This is a genomic window from Rhodoferax sp. GT1R46, from assembly GCF_056521285.1.
In genome coordinates this window covers 423968-440638 of sequence record NZ_JBWMBC010000002.1, presented here as the reverse complement: position 1 = coordinate 440638, position 16671 = coordinate 423968, and the positions used below count along the sequence as shown (strand labels likewise).

Here is a 16671-nt window from a genome sequence, read left to right as displayed (position 1 = left end):
TCCAGATGACCGCACTTGTACGTATTCTCGGGCGCCTGCTGCCCGCGTCACTGACCAACCGGGTTTACCTGTTGTACAGCGTGACCCTGGTCGTGTTTGTTGGCGTGGGTCTCGCGCTTTTTCTCAGGCGGGAGTACGAGCAGGAGGTGGTGGACCCGCAACTGGCATCGGTCATGCTGGTCGAGGTGGTGGCCCAGGCCGTGCAGGACAGCGTGGTGATTGGCGACTACGACACCGTTCGCAAAACGCTGGACAAAGCCGTTTTGGGGCCGATGTTCGCAACCGCCTCGTTTATCGATGTGGGTGGTGGAACCATCCGTGCAGAGAGCCGAACACCCGTCAGCGGAGCGCCTCCGCGCAGGCTGGTCACCTGGGTAGAGAAACAGTTGTATGACGTCAATCGCACGGTGTCGGTGGGCGGCAAGGATTACGGCATTTTGCGGCTGCAGTTTGATGCCCCCCACGTGGCAGGCGAGCTCTGGTCGCTGTTGGTATGGGCACTCAGCCTGGGGCTGTTGAGCCTGGTGGGGGGCTTGGTTCTGATGCGGTTTCTGCTGGTGCGCTGGTTGGGCGGCCTGGACCAGTTGCGCAGGTTGGTGGAAGCGCTGGGCAAAGGTACCCTCCATGCCCGCGAGTTGATACCCAACGATGCGCCCACTGAAATACGGCGCGTGGTGGAGATGTTCAACCAGACGGCTGTCCTGGTGCAGGAGCGCGAATCATCACGCCGGGCTTTGGACCAACAGAAATTTGCCCTGGACCAGCATGCGATTGTCAGCATTGCCGATGCCGATGGTGTCATTACCTACGCCAACGACAAGTTTTGCCAGATCAGTGGCTACCGTTCTGATGAAGTTTTGGGCCGCAACCAGCGCGAGATTCGCTCCGGGTTCCATCCGCAGTCTTTCTACGACGGCATCTGGAAAACCCTTTCTGAAGGCGGTGTCTGGCATGGCGAAATCTGCAACCGCAATCGCGCCGGGGCGCTGTATTGGGTCAATGCCACTATCGTCCCGTTGCAGGGCGATGACCACCAGAAGGTCCAGTACATCACGATCCGGACCGATATCACCGGGCAAAAAGGCATTGAGGGCTCGCTGAAAACGGCGAAGGAAGCAGCCGAACTGGCCAATGTGTCCAAGAGCCAGTTTTTGGCCAATATGAGTCACGAGATCCGCACGCCCATGAATGCCATTCTGGGCTTGCTCGCGCTACTGCAAACCACAGAACTGGAAGCGCTGCAACTCGATTACGTGCGCAAGACCGATGGCGCTGCCAAGTCGCTGCTAGGGCTGCTCAACGACATTCTGGATTTCTCCAAAGTGGAAGCCGGGAAAATGACGCTGGACCCCCGGCCGTTCCGGGTAGAAAAGCTGCTGCGCGATGTGTCGGTGGTTTTGTCTGCCAACATGGGCACCAAAGACATTACCTTGCGTCTGGATCTGAGTCGGTCCGTGCCAGTGGGCATTCTTTGTGACGACATGCGCCTGCAGCAGGTGCTCATCAACCTGGGTGGCAATGCCATCAAGTTCACCCACCGGGGCGAGGTCGTCGTGCGGGTTCGCATGGTGGAGCGTACGGCAGTTGACACGCTGCTTGAGTTCTCGGTGCAGGACACCGGTATCGGTATTGCGCCTGAAAACCAGGCCTTTATTTTCAACGGTTTCTCGCAGGCAGAAGCGTCCACCACGCGCCGCTTTGGCGGCACCGGCCTGGGCTTGGCCATATCCCGGCGGCTGGTGGAACTGATGGGCGGCGAGCTGATGCTGGACAGCACACTAGGCAAAGGCAGCCGGTTCTACTTCCAGTTGCGTTTTGCGGTGGCTGACGCGCCCGCAGAGGCGCCGTTGCCTTCAACGGCTGCCAATTCCGGCCGGCCACAGCGTCTGGCCGGCCTGCGTTTGCTGGTGGTGGAAGACAACATGATCAACCAGCTGGTCGCAAAAACTTTTCTGATGAAAGAAGGCGCGCTGGTCACCATGGCAGACAACGGGCAACTGGGCGTCACTGCAGTGGCCGCCGCGCCGTCGGGTTTTGATGTGGTGCTGATGGATGTGCAAATGCCGGTGATGGACGGCTTTGCGGCCACCCGCGCCATTCGCCAGGAGCTGGGGCTGACTACGCTGCCCGTCATCGCCATGACAGCCAACGCCATGGCGTCTGACCGCGAGGAATGCCTGGCAGCCGGCATGAACGACCATGTGGGCAAACCGTTCAATCTGGATGATCTGGTCGCAACACTGCGCAAATATGCGGGAGGCACGGAGCCATGAAACTTCACCCCAGTTACAAAACCCGGCTCCGACCTGTTTTGTGGTTGTTGCTGGGTTTAAGTGCAGTCTTGGCCATCAGCTGGTTGGCGCCTGCAGTACAGGCGGCCAAAGGCATCGCGGGTTATGTGCCTTTGCACACCGTGATGGAAACCGGCGCCATTGTCGTGTCGATGATGGTGTTTAGCGTAGGCTGGGGTGCTTACTCCCGAGAGCGGCCCGGTAACCTGCTGCTGTTAGCCTGCGTTTTTCTGGGTGTCGCCCTGCTGGATTTTCTGCACACCATCGGCTACGCGGGCATGCCGGACTTTGTCACGCCGAGCAGCCCCGAGAAAGCCATTAACTTCTGGTTGGCAGCCCGGCTGCTGTCTGCCTGTGGCCTGCTGGCCGTGGCGGTGCTGCCATGGCGGCCGCTGAACAAGGAGTCAATCCGGTGGTGGGGCGTGCTCGGCGTGCTGGTGCTGGTTGCATTGACAACCTGGATCGGGCTGTTTCAAACGGATTGGCTGCCCCGCACTTTTGTTACCGGACAAGGGCTGACCCCATTCAAGGTGGTGTTCGAATATTTCCTTGTTGCCCTGTTCCTGGGCGCGGCCTTCTTCTTTTTGCGCAATATGCGCACCGTGCAACCCTACGATGTGGTGGGACTGTTTGCTGCGGTTTGCACCATGGCGTTGAGCGAGCTGTTTTTCACGCTGTACTCGGATGTTTCCGACATCTTCAATTTGTTGGGCCACATCTACAAAGTCATTGCCTACTGGTTTGTCTACCAAAGCATTTTTGTCGACAACATTCACGTGCCTTACCAGCGGCTCAATGCCGCGAACGCCTTGCTGGAGCAAGAAGCCCAGGAGCGCCAGCGGGCCAAGCAGGCCCTGGTTGTCAATGAAGAGCGATTGCGCATGGCGCTCGCTGCGGGAAACCATGGCACCTATGACCTCAACATCCGCACGGGGGTGGCCATCGTCAGTCCGGAATATGCCAGCATGCTGGGCTATTCACCGGACGGTTTTCATGAAACCTATGCTGCGTGGACGGCGCGCCTGCATCCGGAGGACCGTGAGGGTGCCGTTGCGCATTTGCGCAGGTACCTTGCCGGTGAAATTGCGGAATTCCGGATGGAGTTTCGCCAGCGCACCCGCAACAATGAATGGATTTGGGTCCTTTCCAAAGGCAAGCTCATCGGGTGGGATGCGGCGGGCAAACCGCTGCGGATGCTGGGTACCCATTCCGATGTCACCGCCCGCAAGGCCGCGGAGAGCAAACAGCAGCTGGCGGCCAGTGTTTTCACCCATGCCAGGGAGGGTGTGGTGATTACCGATCCCCAGGGTGACATTGTGGATGTCAATGGCATGTTCACCCTGATTACGGGCTACAGCCACGACGAAGCGGTGGGCCAGAACCCGCGCCAGCTCCTCAACTCGGGCCGGCACTCGAAAGATTTTTTCGCCAACCGGCAGAAGGTGCTGGACGAAAAGGGCTATTGGGACGGCGAGGTCTGGAATCGCCGCAAGAACGGCGAGGTCTATGCAGCAACCGTGACCATCAGCGTGGTGCGCGATGCGGCGGGTGCATTGCAAAATTACGTGGCGCTGTTCACCGACATCACGCTGATGAAGGAACACCAGAGCCAGTTGGAACACATAGCCCACTTCGATGCGCTGACCAGTCTGCCCAACCGCGTATTGCTGGCCGACCGCTTGCAGCAGGCCATGCTGCAGAGCCAGCGGCGTAATCAGTCGCTGGCGGTGGCTTTTCTGGATCTGGATGGCTTCAAGGCGGTGAACGATGCGCACGGCCACGAGGTGGGTGACCAGCTCTTGATTGCCTTGTCCCGCCGCATGAAGGCGGCCTTGCGCGAGGGCGACACGCTGGCCCGCATTGGGGGAGACGAGTTTGTGGCCCTGTTGGTCGATCTGGAACACAACCGGGATTGTGAGCCGGTGCTGCAGCGGCTGCTGAAGGCCGCCGCGGATCCGGTTTCAATGGGCGATGTGGAGCTGCAGGTATCGGCCAGCGTGGGCGTCACGCTGTACCCCCAGGACGGGGCAGGCGCTGACCAGTTGCTGCGCCATGCCGATCAGGCCATGTACCAGGCCAAACAGGCAGGCAAAAACCGGTACCACCTGTTTGATGTCGCCCATGACGTGGCGGTACAAACCCAGCGGGAGGACATTGAACACCTGCGCCGCGCCCTGAATCGGCAGGAGTTTGTGCTGCACTACCAGCCCAAGGTGAACATGCGCACCGGTGTGGTCATCGGTGCAGAGGCGCTGATCCGATGGCAACATCCTGAGCGCGGCCTGCTCGCGCCGGGGGCCTTTTTACCCGCCATGGAGGGCCACTTGCTGAGTGTGGAAGTGGGCGAGTGGGTGATCAATGCCGCGTTGTTGCAGATGACTGCGTGGTGCGCTTTGGGGCTGGACATGCCGGTCAGCGTCAATATCGGTGCCCTGCAACTGCAGCAGGATGGATTTTCCACCCGGCTGAGCGCGCTGCTGGCGGCCCATCCCACGGTGTCGCCGGGTAGCCTGGAACTGGAAATTCTGGAAACCAGCGCACTGGAAGACATGGCCCACATCTCGCGGATCATGTATGCCTGTCAGGCCATTGGGGTGCGCTTTGCGCTGGACGATTTTGGCACCGGCTACTCGTCGCTGACCTACCTGAAACGCCTGCCAGCCGAGCTGCTCAAAGTGGACCAGAGCTTTGTGCGCGACATGCTGACCGACGCGGACGATCTGGCCATCGTGCGGGGCGTCATCGGGCTGGCCGCCGCCTTCCGGCGCAAGGTGATCGCCGAAGGTGTCGAGACAGCAGCCCATGGCCAGATGCTGCTGTCGTTGGGCTGCGAACTGGCCCAGGGTTACGGTATTGCGCGCCCCATGCCGGCCGGGGAGCTGCCCGCCTGGGTGGCCACCTGGCAACCCGATCCCGCCTGGATGGATCCCGACGGGTGGGGGCTGTAAGCGCGGTTCGCCCGGTTACTTACCCAGGGCTTCCCAGCGGTCCAGCGCAGCCAACAGCAGGTCGTCAATCTGCGCATTGCGGTTGCTGAGTTGCATGGCCCGTGCGTTGTCGCTGGAAAACAGGCTGCCATCGGCCAGAGCTTCTGCAATCGATTGCTGCTCGGTTTCCAGTGAGGCGATCAATTCGGGCAGGCTGTCGAGTTCGCGCTGCTCCTTGAAGCTGAGCTTGCGCGCCTTGACTGCCGGTGCTGCGGCTGGGGTTGCAGCACTCGCCGGGGTTGTAGCCTGCTCATTTTTTGATAGCTGGTCGCGCCCGTAGTTAAAGGGGTTGGAGCCTTTTTGGCCCTTGCCTTTGGCGATGTCGTTGGCGCGCTTGCTCTGCGTCAGCCAGTCGTTCACGCCGCCTTCGTATTCGCGCCAGCGGCCATCGCCTTCGTAGGCAATGGTGCTGGTGACCACGTTGTCCATGAAGGTGCGGTCGTGGCTGACCAGGAACACGGTGCCATCGTAGTTTTGCAGCAGTTCTTCCAGCAGTTCCAGCGTGTCAATGTCTAGGTCGTTGGTGGGCTCGTCCAGCACCAGCACGTTGGCGGGTCTAGCAAACAGGCGGGCCAGCAGCAGGCGGTTGCGCTCGCCACCGCTCAAACTGCGTACTGGCGAGTTGGCGCGGGCCGGGGAGAACAGAAAGTCGGCCAGGTAGCTCTTGACGTGCTTCTTCTGGTTGCCAATTTCGATCCATTCGCTGCCAGGGCTGATGAAGTCTTCCAGTGTGGCGTCCAGGTCCAGCGCGTTGCGCATCTGGTCAAAGTAGGCCACCGTCACGCTGGAGCCCAGGCGCACCCTGCCCCAGGGGCTGTGGCCGGGTTCGGGTTTGGGAGCGTTGGCGGGCGCGGGATCAGGCTGTAACTCGCCCAGAATCAGCTTGAGCAGGGTGGTCTTGCCGGCACCATTGGGGCCCAGCAGGCCGACCTTGTCGCCGCGCAAAATGGTGGCCGAAAAGTCGCGCACGATGCAGCGCTCGCCAAAAGTTTTGGACACATGCGTGAGCTCCGACACGAGCTTGCCGCTGGAGGCGCCGCTGGACACGTCCAGGTTCACGCTGCCCACGGCTTCGCGGCGCGCTTCCCGCGTGGCGCGCAGCACTTCGAGCTGGTTGATGCGCCCCTGCGCCTTGGTGCGACGCGCTTCCACGCCCCTGCGCACCCACACCTCTTCTTGCGCCAGCAGCTTGTCGGCGCGGGCGTTGATGACGGCCTCTTGCGCCATCTGCTCTTCTTTTTGCAGCAGGTAGGCGGCAAAGTTGCCGGGGTAGGAGAGCAGTAGCCCGCGGTCCAGCTCGACGATGCGGGTGGCCACCTTGTCCAGAAAGGTCCGGTCGTGGGTGATGGTGATGATGCTGCCCTTGAACTCGACCAGCAGGCCCTCTAACCATTCGATGGAGTCCAGATCCAGGTGGTTGGTCGGCTCGTCGAGCAACAACACGTCGGGCTGGGCCACCAGGGCTTGCGCCAGCGCTACGCGCTTTTTGGTACCACCAGAGAGGGTTTTGACAATCGCCTCAGGGTCCAGGTGCAGGCGGTGCAGGGTCTCGGTGACCCGTTGCTCCCAGTTCCAGCCGTCCAGCGCCTCAATCTCGCTTTGCATGGCGTCCAGATCGCCATGGCCCTGCGAATATTCATCAATCAGGGATATAACCCGCGCCAGACCTGCGCTGACAGCTACAAAAACCGTAGCATCGGCGTCGAGTTGGGGTTCCTGCGCCACGTAGGCGATGCGGGTGTTGTTTTGCACCTGCAGGCTGCCGTCGTCGGGCTTTTCCATACCCGCCAGAATTTTGAGGAGTGAAGATTTTCCGGCGCCGTTGCGGCCAATCAGGCCAACGCGTTCCGAGGTTTCGAGTGAAAAACCAGCGTGGTCGAGGAGGGCAACGTGCCCAAAAGCCAGCTGGGCGTCAAGTAAAGTAATAAGTGCCATGTGGCACCGATTATCCCTTGTGGGCGCCCACGCGCATGGGGGCGCCCCTGTTGGGTGGCGAATCAGTCGTTGGCGTTCAGGGATTCGCCCAAGGCGTTGACCAGGCTGTCGATCTCGGCTGGTGTGCTGATGAAGGGCGGCGCCAGCGCAATGCAGTCACCCGCATAGCGCACATAGAAACCTTTTTCAAGGCAGCGCATCGCCACTTCATACGGGCGCTTGGCGGGCTCGCCGGGCACCTGCGCAATGGTAAAACCGGCGGCCAGACCGAAGTTGCGGATGTCGGCCACATGCCGGGCGCCCTGCAGGCTATGCACGGCTTTTTCAAAATACGGGGCCAAGGCCGCCGCGCGCTCCACCATGTTTTCCTGGACCAGCACATCCAGCGCGGCAATGCCCGCCGCGCAGGCGACCGGGTGCGCCGAGTAGGTGTAGCCGTGCGGAAATTCGACCATGTACTCCGGTCCGCCCTGGTCCATGAAGGTGTCGTAAATGTCCTTCTTGGCGATGACCGCGCCCAGCGGCTGCGCGCCGTTGGTGATTTGCTTGGCCACGTTCATGATGTCAGGGGTTACGCCGAAGGCGGCAGCGCCTGTGTAAGCCCCCATGCGGCCAAAGCCGGTAATGACTTCATCAAAAATCAGCAGGATGTTGTTGGCGGTGCAGATCTCGCGCAGGCGCTGCAAATAGCCCACCGGCGGCACCACCACACCGGCCGAGCCGGACATGGGCTCGACGATCACGGCCGCAATGTTGGAGGCATCGTGCAGTGCAATGAGTTTGAGCAACTCGTCGGCCAGCTCCTTCCCCGTGGGCGGCATGCCCTTGCAAAACGAGCCGGCTGGCGGCTGGGTGTGGGGCAGGTGGTCGGCCTCGATGCCCTGGCCAAAGGCCTTGCGGTTGCCGACCATGCCGCCGACCGAGATGCCGCCGAAGTTGACGCCGTGGTATCCCTTTTCGCGCCCGATCAGTCGGGTCTTGGTGCCCAGGCCCTTGGCACGCCAGTAGGCGCGGGCCATCTTCAAGGAGGTGTCGGCCGACTCGGAGCCCGAGCCGGTGAAAAACACATAGTCCAGCCCCTCGGGTGTGAGGTCGCGAATCTTGTTGGCCAACTCGAACGACAGCGGGTGGCCAAACTGGAAGGCGGGCGAGAAGTCGAGTGTGGCGGCCTGGCGGCCGATCGCCTCGGCGACTTCCCGCCGGCCATGGCCCAGACCCGTGGTCCAGAGGCCCGAGAGGCCGTCAAAAATCTTTTTGCCGTGGCTGTCGGTCAGGTAGGCGCCCTGGGCGCTGACGATCATGCGCGAACCATTGGAAGCCGACGCCTTGAAGTTGCGGTTGCCGGTGTACGGCATCCAGTGTGATTCGAGCCAGGCAGCATCCTTGGGGAACGCGTCAGTGCTGGTCACGGGGTGCGAAGAGGGGGTGTCATTGCGCTTCATGCGGTTCTCCAAAGATGAATAGGCTATTGTGGGCGGCTCTGTTACTCTTATATAGCTACAAATATCACTATTCAGTTGCCAATTTATGAAAGTAAAAAGTCGCGCCGTGCTGGGTCAGATCAGCGACATGGACTTGCGCCTGCTGCGCGTGTTCCGTGCGGTGGTGGACTGCGGCGGCATGGCCGCGGCCGAGCTGGAACTCAACATTGGCACCTCCACCGTGAGCCGCCACATCAAGGACCTGGAAACCCGTTTGGGCCTGACCTTGTGCCGGCGGGGCCGTGCGGGTTTTTCGCTCACGCCGGAGGGTGAAAAAATCTACGCACAAACCACCCAGTTGATGGTGGCCACCGATGCCTTTCGCAGCGGCGTTGATGAAATACACCAACGCATGGGCGGGCAACTCAACGTTGCGGTATTCGATAAAACCGCGAGCAACCCGGCCTCGCATATTGCGCAAGCCATTGCCCTGTTTACGCGCCTGGCTCCCGATGTGGCGCTGAACCTGCATGTGGGCACACTGACTGCGATTGAGCGCGGCGTGCTGGACGGTGTCTACCAGATCGGCATCATTCCCGGGCACCGAAATTCGGACCTTCTGGAATACACCGCACTGTTTGACGAGGCCATGAATCTGTATTGCGGTCAGGACCATCCGCTGTTTGCTTACGTTCAGGCGCCGCTGGACTGGGATGGTCTGAGCGCACACCGGTTTGCAGGCCTGGGCTACCACTCACCCAATATGGAGATCACCCAGCGCGTGCGCTTGACACGGGCGGCCACGGGGTTTGATCAGGAGTCCATCGCCACGCTGATCTTGTCGGGCCAGTTCCTCGGCTTTTTGCCGGACCACTACGCCGAAAGCTTCGTGCGTCTGGGGCAGATGCGGACCGTTCAGCCAGCGTTGTTTCACTACGAATGCCGGTTTTTTGCTATTTCCCGCCGCACGCCCCAGCCAGCCCGGGCGACCCGGGCGTTTCAGGATTGTCTTGAGCAAACGCACAGTCGCACAGGAGCGGTAACGGTCACCTCCGCCAGTCAAAGCGGTGCTACCATCTTGCGGGTTTAGTCCACCACTCTGCAGCCGTCGCGTCTCACATCTTGTGTGCGCCTGCTCCAAGAACCGGAATCGCAATGACGACAGACATCGAGAATCTGAAGTTTCCTGACCATGTGCATTGCCGTATTTTGGTATGCGATGACTCGACGGCAGACGCCACGCTTGCCAAGGACTTGCTGGAGTCGATAGGCTACACCGGCGTCATCGCCCTGATGGATCCCCGGCAAGTCATGCCGACGCTCGAGCAGGGTGCATACGACCTCTTGCTGTTGGACCTGAATATGCCGCACATGAGCGGGCTGGAGGTCATATGTCAGGTGCGAAAGCGCTTTTCACCCGCAGAGTTGCCGATTCTCGTCATCACTGCCACGCAGGCCAGCGAGACCCGCAATGCCGCCCTTGCTGCAGGCGCCAACGATTACCTGAACAAACCAATTGATGCCGTAGAAACGGCACTTCGGGCCAGAAACCTGCTCTCCATTCGCACCAGTTACGCAGCCCATCAGGCCGTCAACCAGAATCTCACCCAGCAGGTCAAGATACGGACGGCCAAGCTCGACACCCTGATCGAAAACGGCTTGCTGATGGCGGCCACCCACGACATTTCCCGGCTGTTCCACCATGCGCTCTTTGAAGGGCAGCGCTTGCTCAACTGCGATGCCGGAACGCTCTATTTGCTCACCGACCACCAGACTTTGCGGTTCACGATGAGAACGCGTGGCGATGCCTTGCCGAGTTTTGAACTTCCCTTGGTTGATCCGGTCGGTGGCGGTACCAACGACCATTACATCGCGGTCCACGCGGTGACGCACCGGACCTCGGTGCTGATTGACGATGTTTACCAGGAAACCCGGTTCGACGTGTCTGGAACCAAGCGGTTTGATGCGGAAACGCATTACCGAACGGTCTCCATGCTGACCGTTCCCATGGCAGCACGTGGGGGCGCAGTGGTGGGCGTTTTGCAGTTCATCAATTGCAAGGACCCCGAAACCGGCGAAATCATTCCCTTTTACCCTGATCTGGTGGGTCTGGTGGAAGCGCTGGCGGCACAGGCTGCTGTGACCTATGAGAACCTGCGCTTGATCGACGAACGCAAGGCGTTCATGGAAAGCCTGATCCACACCATTGCGACCGCGATCGATGCCAAAAGCCCTTATACCGGGCGGCACTCCGAGCGCGTGCCGGAATTGGCGCTGATGCTGGCGAAAGCGGCGTGCGTCACAACGCAGGGTCCCCTGGCTGATTTCAGCTTCAAGTCGGACGACGAGTGGCACGAGTTCAGGGTCGGTGCATGGCTGCATGACTGCGGAAAAATCACCACACCGGAATATGTAATCGACAAGGCAACCAAACTGGAGACGATTTACAACCGGATCCACGAGATACGAATGCGGTTTGAAGTCCTGCTGCGGGATGCGGAGATCGAGCGGCTGCAGGCGCTGGCCCGTTCTGACAAAGCCCAGGCGGCGACCGCGAACGCAGATTTCTCGCGTCGCAAGGCGCAGTTGCTGGAGGACTTTGCCTTCATCGCGCAGTGCAATATCGGTGCCGAGTCCATGAGCGACGCGCAGATGGCGCGGGTGCGGCAGATTGGGCAGACGCCCTGGCTGCGCAATTTTGATGACCAGCTCGGCTTGTCGAATGAAGAAATGTTCCTGCGTACCAGAGAGCCTGCTGTGCCGGTTCCCGCGCGGGAGCGGCTTCTGGACGACAAGCCCCACCATTTGATTGCACGTGGCGCGGCCGATGTATTGAACGAGAGTTTTGGCTTCAAGGTGGAAGTCCCCGAGCATTTGTACAACCTGGGTGAAATCTACAACCTGTTGGTTCGGCGTGGCACGCTCACAGCCGAAGACCGTTTCAAGATCAACGAGCACATGATTCACGGCATCATGATGCTGGAGCGCATGCCTTTTCCGGATTCGCTCAAGCGGGTGCCCGAATATGCGGGCACGCACCACGAGACACTCAATGGCACCGGCTATCCTCGGCGTTTGTCTGCGGCGCAGCTCTCGGTACCCGCCCGCATCATGGCGATTGCGGATATTTTCGAGGCACTCACGGCAGCGGACCGGCCTTACAAGCAACCCAAGAAATTCTCCGAATCATTGGGCATTCTCCACGCGATGAAGGTCAGTGGCCAGATTGACGCAGACCTGTTTGACCTGTTTCTGACCTCGGGCGTGTATTTGCAGTACGCCGAAAAGTTCATGCTGCCCGAGCAGATAGATGCCATTGACATCAGCGTCTATTTGGGGCCTGTTGCGGCCTGATTCTCATGCGGACCGAGCGGCTTAGGCGGGCTGCGGGACTTCTTGTTCCGGTGCTCATGGTGGCCTTGGTCGCCTTCGCCTATCTGTGGGATCCGCTGGTGGTGCAAACCGCTCGCCATGCCGTGTTTGACCAGTTTCAACGTTGGCAGCCGCGCGCGTACCAGCCCGCACCGGTTCGGATTATCGACATTGATGACGAGAGCCTGCGGCGTTTGGGCCAATGGCCGTGGCCTCGCACCCGGATCGCTGAACTGACCACGGTGCTTCAAAAAAGCCAGGCCACCGCCATCGCATTTGACATGGTGTTTGCCGAGCCCGATCGCACCTCACCCGCCGCCATGCTGGCATTGTGGCAACCCCCTGCCGACATCGCCCGTGAAATCAGCGGTCTACCCGACCATGACGCCGTGTTGGCTGGTGTGGTGGCGAACGGGCGCGTCGTGCTGGGCTTTGCGTTGGACCGGCAGGTGCGCGGGCCGGCGGAGCCACCGCGGGCCAAAGCGCGTTTTGTCACGCTCAATGCGCCGGCACTGCCCTTTGTCTCGGCGTTCACCGGCAGCGTGACTGCGCTTCCTGCGCTGGAGGCAGCCGCGGATGGCTATGGCGCGCTGAGTTTTGTGCCGGATGCCGATGGCGTGATCCGTCGGGTGCCGTTGCTCGTGCGGCAGGGAGACACGCTGCTACCCGCCTTGTCCACGGAAGCCTTGCGTGTGGCGCAAGGGTCACAAAACATCACCACCGTGGCCACCGCGAGCCAGGGGCTGGAGGCCTTGCGCATCGGCTCGCTGGTGGTTCCAATCACCCCGCAAGGCGAGCTCTGGGTTCACTATTCCAGGCCCGCTCCCCAGCGGTATATCCCGGCCTGGAAAGTGCTGGCCGGCGTGGTGCCGGCTTCAGAACTGGCTGGCCATATCGTGCTGGTGGGGACATCTGCGCAGGGGTTGATGGACTTGCGTTTCAACGCGCTGGGCACGGTGATTCCAGGGGTTGAAATCCATGCGCAGGCACTTGAGCAGGTGTTGACGGGCGGGGGCCTTAAACGCCCGGCCTGGGCCGAAATGGTCGAGTTGACCGGAATAATTTTCGGTGGGCTGCTTGTTGGCGCGGTGGCCCTGCGGGGACGGGCACTGCAGTCGGCGGCGCTGACCATTTTGCTTCTTGCATGGGTCTGCGGGGTCGCCTGGAGCGCGTTCTCCTCAAGCGGCCTGCTGCTGGATCCGGTTATGCCGGGCATGGCGCTGCTTCTGAGCTTTGTTATGACAAGCGTTGTGCACCACGTGCGGGCAGAGCAGCGTCAGAGGTGGGTGAAGCAGGCGTTCTCGCGCTATGTTTCTCCCAACCTGGTGAACCACCTGATGGCGCATCCCGATGCACTGCAACTGGGCGGGCGGCGCCAGCACTGCAGCTTTGTCTTCACCGACCTGGAAGGCTTCACGCACCTGATGGAGGACTTGGACCCCAGCCAGGCGGTCGCACTCCTCAATGGTTATCTCGAGGGCATGATTGCCATTGCCTTTGCACACCAGGGTACGCTGGACCGCATTGTGGGCGACAGCCTGGCGATTGTGTTTTCTGCCCCGCTTGCGCAGCCCGACCATCCCCGGCGGGCGTTGCAATGTGCACTGGAAATGCAGCGTTTCGCCCAGCAATACGCCGGTGAGGTTCATGCCAGGGGCATTGCTTTTGGTCAGACCCGCATGGGTGTGCATACGGGCGAGGTGATCGTGGGCAACTTTGGTGGGGCCACCATGTTTGATTACCGCGCCCTGGGTGACGCAGTCAACACGGCGTCACGGCTGGAGGGGGGCGAACCGGCACCTGGGTACCCGGATATGCATGTCGGCTGCCGTGTTGAGTGCGTGCCCCGGAGCATCCGCCCGCCCGATTGGAAGACTCGTGCTCAAGGGTAAATTACACCCGTTGATGGTGTTTGAGCCACTGGATCCTGCGACGGCACCGACCGACGGAGCCTACCAAGCCGCGTACACGGACGCCTATGCATTGATGCAACACGGTGCGCCGCAGGCGGTGCAGGCGTTTGAAGTACTGCTGGGCCAGCACCCAACCGATAAGTTGGCGGCCATGCATCTCGCCCGTTTGCGTGAGGGCCAGACCGGTGACCTGGTGGTGCTGGATCAGAAGTAGCCCGCTAACGGACGGTGATTTCAACCCGCCGGTTACGCGGCTCGTCGGTGTTATCCGGGGTGGCCACCAGCAGGTTCTTCTCGCCGTGGGATTCAATCGCCACTTTGTCGACGGTGAGGTTGAGGCCTGTCAGGAGGGTGCCCACCTGGCGGGCACGCTCCATACCGAGCTGTTCGTTCACGTCGCTGTCTCCCATGGTGTCAGTATGTCCGGTGATCGATATATCCGGGGACTCGCGCGCTCCAATTTCAGCCCTTACGCGCGCCAGCTCAGCCTCTGACTCCGGCGTGAGATTGGCCCCGCCAGCCTGGAAATACAACAAAAAACGGGCCGGTTTGGGGGGGCTGGCAGTCAAAGCCGCACCAAAATCCTTCTGAATTTGTTCGCTCGTGGCGTCAAATGAGGTGCCTGGATCTGCCGCGACAAAGGTCGCTTCCTGTGCCCGCTCCAGCAGTGTGCTTCCTTTGCTTCCGGTCACACTCACTTTGCCGACCGTACCATCATCATTGCCCAGCAAGACGACATAGGACTGCGGGACGGCACACCCTGTCAAAGCCAGCACGGCTGCGATCTCGGCCACACGGCGCATGGTGAGGGTGCTCATTCCTGATCCTGCGGGTCAACCTTGGCCAGAAACCGGGTGCCACGCACGCCAATCAGTCCAGTCGGCGTTTTGATCGAAACAGCTTCCGGTTTGAGGCGGGCGATAACGCCGGACACATAGTAGAGCGAGCCTTTGAAGACATTGAGGTTCAATTTGAGGTCGCCTTTGCCGGGCGAGTAAGCATAGCTGTCGAGGGCCAGCTCGGTATCCGGCCCTATGGACAGCTGCGTGTTGTCCTTCAGGGTCACACCCATGCTGCCGGGGTTACCCGTTTTCAATACGTGGCCCCGCATGAGCGGCATACCGGGCTCTGCTAGAACCTGCTCGCTGCCCATGACCAGGCTGGCGTTGGCCTGCGTGGTCTTCACGTAACCAATGACACTGTCCTGTGCCATGGCCGAGCAAACCGTGAAGCACAGCGCCCCGGCAAGCAGGTGTAATTGATGGGTTGGTGACACGGGACTCCCTTGATCTGCGGCCCTCGGTCAGATGCCAGACGAACCCGCCAAAAGAGTATAGGACCCGTCAGCCGATTTGCACGGGTATTTCGCCTGAAACGGGGTGGTAACTTCAGGTGCCGTAGAAACTGAAAGCCATTTCCGGCTTCTTGCCACTGATCAGCTCGGCCAGCGCTTTGCCAGAACCCGCACCATGTGTCCAGCCCAGTGTGCCGTGGCCGGCATTGACCCACAGGCCGCCCACGCGGGTCTTGCCGATGTAGGGAATGTTGGTCGGTGTTGCGGGTCGCAGGCCGGTCCAGTAGTTGGGGGTGCCCCCTTGCGCCGCGTTGCGGGTGTCGCACACGCCGGGCAGTACCTGTTCGATGCGGTTGGAGAGCATCTGGCAGCGCGCGCGCGCCAGGGAGGAATCCAGCGTCAAGTCGTAGCTGCCGACTTCAATGGTGCCCGCCACGCGCAGCTGATCGCCCAGGCGGCTGATGGCGATTTTCTTTTCATCGTCAATCGTGGAAACCATGGGCGCCCGCTCAGGACGCAATATCTTGAAGGTGGCGCTATAGCCCTTGCCGGGATAAATGGGCAGGTCAACGCCTACCGTGCGCAGCAGCGGCGCAGTGTAGGAGCCACAGGCGACCACCACTTGGTCGGCATGAAGCTGTTGAGATTTTCCAGGGCTATTTTGGCCGCTAGCCCCCGTGGGCAGTGCGCGAACAGCTACTGATTTAATAGCACTATCGGTCACGTCGAGACGTTCAATGTCGTGGCTGTACAGGAATTGCACGCCGCTCTCGGCGCAGCGCTTGGCCAGTTCCTGCGTAAACACCCGGGCATCCCCCGATTCGTCGCTCGGGGTGAAGGTGCCGCCCACGATGCGGTCCGCAAACGAGCGTAGGGCCGGCTCAATGCGCAGCAGTTCGTCTTTGCTGACGACCTGGCGCGCTACGCCGTATTTGCGCATGAGTGCGGCGGCATCGCCAGCGGTGTCAAAGGATTTCTGGTCGGTGTAGTAGTGGGCAATACCGCGTTCCAGGCGCTGGTAGTCGATGCCGGTGCGGGCCACCACCTCCTTGAGCGCGGCATGGCTGTAGGCACCCAGAGCGACCAGCTGCTGGACGTTGCGCTCAAAAGCCGTGTCGTTGCAGTTGGCCAGGAATTGCAGTCCCCAGCGGTATTGCTGCCAGCCCTCGCCCAGCGGAAACTGGGGGCGAAACAACAGAGGCGCCTCTTTGCTGAACATCCATTTGAGCGCCTTCAGCGGCGCATCGCGGTTGGCCCACGGCTCGCAGTAGCTGACCGATATTTGTGCCGCATTGGCAAAGCTGGTTTCCAGCGCCGCGTCGGGCTGGCGGTCGACGACCGTGACGTCATGCCCGCGTTCTACCAAATGCCATGCCGTGCTGATGCCAATGATGCCTGCGCCCAAAACAATAATTTTCATAAGCGCAGTGTGGTGGAAACCGGTACTGAATAAAAGCA

Annotated in this window: 11 protein-coding genes; 6 read left to right on the top strand and 5 right to left on the bottom strand. The window is 60.9% G+C overall.

Going from position 1 to position 16671, the window contains the following annotated elements:
• The first annotated feature begins 5 nt into the window (after positions 1 to 5).
• Positions 6 to 2273 carry a PAS domain-containing hybrid sensor histidine kinase/response regulator gene (locus AC097W_RS07495; RefSeq protein WP_479601861.1) on the top strand — a complete coding sequence of 756 codons (2268 nt, stop codon included), beginning with the start codon at positions 6 to 8 and terminating at the stop codon, positions 2271 to 2273.
• Positions 2270 to 5239, top strand: coding sequence for a bifunctional diguanylate cyclase/phosphodiesterase (locus tag AC097W_RS07490; protein ID WP_479601860.1), 2970 nt, complete (start codon positions 2270 to 2272; stop codon positions 5237 to 5239). The genes AC097W_RS07495 and AC097W_RS07490 overlap by 4 nt, the downstream gene beginning before the upstream one ends.
• 15 nt (positions 5240 to 5254) lie before the next feature.
• Here AC097W_RS07490 and AC097W_RS07485 read toward each other — a convergent pair whose 3' ends face one another.
• Positions 5255 to 7213 carry an ATP-binding cassette domain-containing protein gene (locus AC097W_RS07485; protein WP_479601859.1) on the bottom strand — a complete coding sequence of 653 codons (1959 nt, stop codon included), beginning with the start codon at positions 7211 to 7213 and terminating at the stop codon, positions 5255 to 5257.
• Between the two features lie 62 nt (positions 7214 to 7275).
• Positions 7276 to 8655 (bottom strand): omega-aminotransferase AptA, encoded by a 1380-nt coding sequence (gene aptA / locus AC097W_RS07480; RefSeq protein WP_479601858.1) that lies wholly within the window; start codon positions 8653 to 8655, stop codon positions 7276 to 7278.
• Positions 8656 to 8740: 85 nt separating this feature from the next.
• Here aptA and AC097W_RS07475 point away from each other — a divergent pair, with 85 nt between their 5' ends.
• From AC097W_RS07475 to AC097W_RS07460, 4 genes are all read left to right on the top strand, one after another.
• The gene (locus AC097W_RS07475; RefSeq protein ID WP_479601857.1) at positions 8741 to 9724 is read left to right on the top strand and encodes a LysR family transcriptional regulator; all 984 of its coding nucleotides are present in this window, start codon (positions 8741 to 8743) and stop codon (positions 9722 to 9724) included.
• 65 nt (positions 9725 to 9789) lie between these two features.
• A complete protein-coding gene (locus tag AC097W_RS07470; protein WP_479601856.1) occupies positions 9790 to 11988 on the top strand; it encodes an HD domain-containing phosphohydrolase in 2199 nt (732 codons plus the stop codon).
• 5 nt (positions 11989 to 11993) lie between these two features.
• Positions 11994 to 13898 (top strand): CHASE2 domain-containing protein, encoded by a 1905-nt coding sequence (locus tag AC097W_RS07465; RefSeq protein WP_479601855.1) that lies wholly within the window; start codon positions 11994 to 11996, stop codon positions 13896 to 13898.
• Positions 13885 to 14133, top strand: a complete 249-nt coding sequence (locus AC097W_RS07460; protein ID WP_479601854.1) for a hypothetical protein — start codon at positions 13885 to 13887, stop codon at positions 14131 to 14133. Before AC097W_RS07465 ends, AC097W_RS07460 begins: the two co-directional genes overlap by 14 nt.
• Before the next feature lie 4 nt (positions 14134 to 14137).
• Here the strand turns inward: AC097W_RS07460 and AC097W_RS07455 are convergent, their stop codons facing one another.
• The 3 genes from AC097W_RS07455 to AC097W_RS07445 all read right to left on the bottom strand — a co-directional run bounded on the left by AC097W_RS07455 (position 14138) and on the right by AC097W_RS07445 (position 16633).
• The gene (locus AC097W_RS07455) at positions 14138 to 14737 is read right to left on the bottom strand and encodes an OmpA family protein (protein WP_479601853.1); all 600 of its coding nucleotides are present in this window, start codon (positions 14735 to 14737) and stop codon (positions 14138 to 14140) included.
• Positions 14734 to 15195 carry a FecR family protein gene (locus AC097W_RS07450; RefSeq protein ID WP_479601852.1) on the bottom strand — a complete coding sequence of 154 codons (462 nt, stop codon included), beginning with the start codon at positions 15193 to 15195 and terminating at the stop codon, positions 14734 to 14736. The genes AC097W_RS07455 and AC097W_RS07450 overlap by 4 nt, the downstream gene beginning before the upstream one ends.
• Positions 15196 to 15307: 112 nt before the next feature.
• Positions 15308 to 16633: a D-amino acid dehydrogenase gene (locus tag AC097W_RS07445; RefSeq protein ID WP_479601851.1), complete on the bottom strand. Its 1326-nt coding sequence runs from the start codon at positions 16631 to 16633 to the stop codon at positions 15308 to 15310.
• Positions 16634 to 16671 lie beyond the last annotated feature (38 nt).

Excerpts from the sequence above, each read along its gene's own strand:
- AC097W_RS07495 (WP_479601861.1), top strand. The coding sequence starts at position 6 with ATGACCGCACTTGTACGTATTCTCGGGCGCCTGCTGCCCGCGTCACTG.
- AC097W_RS07490 (WP_479601860.1), top strand. The coding sequence starts at position 2,270 with ATGAAACTTCACCCCAGTTACAAAACCCGGCTCCGACCTGTTTTGTGG.
- AC097W_RS07485 (WP_479601859.1), bottom strand. The coding sequence starts at position 7,213 with ATGGCACTTATTACTTTACTTGACGCCCAGCTGGCTTTTGGGCACGTT.
- aptA (WP_479601858.1), bottom strand. The coding sequence starts at position 8,655 with ATGAAGCGCAATGACACCCCCTCTTCGCACCCCGTGACCAGCACTGAC.
- AC097W_RS07475 (WP_479601857.1), top strand. The coding sequence starts at position 8,741 with ATGAAAGTAAAAAGTCGCGCCGTGCTGGGTCAGATCAGCGACATGGAC.
- AC097W_RS07470 (WP_479601856.1), top strand. The coding sequence starts at position 9,790 with ATGACGACAGACATCGAGAATCTGAAGTTTCCTGACCATGTGCATTGC.
- AC097W_RS07465 (WP_479601855.1), top strand. The coding sequence starts at position 11,994 with ATGCGGACCGAGCGGCTTAGGCGGGCTGCGGGACTTCTTGTTCCGGTG.
- AC097W_RS07455 (WP_479601853.1), bottom strand. The coding sequence starts at position 14,737 with ATGAGCACCCTCACCATGCGCCGTGTGGCCGAGATCGCAGCCGTGCTG.
- AC097W_RS07445 (WP_479601851.1), bottom strand. The coding sequence starts at position 16,633 with ATGAAAATTATTGTTTTGGGCGCAGGCATCATTGGCATCAGCACGGCA.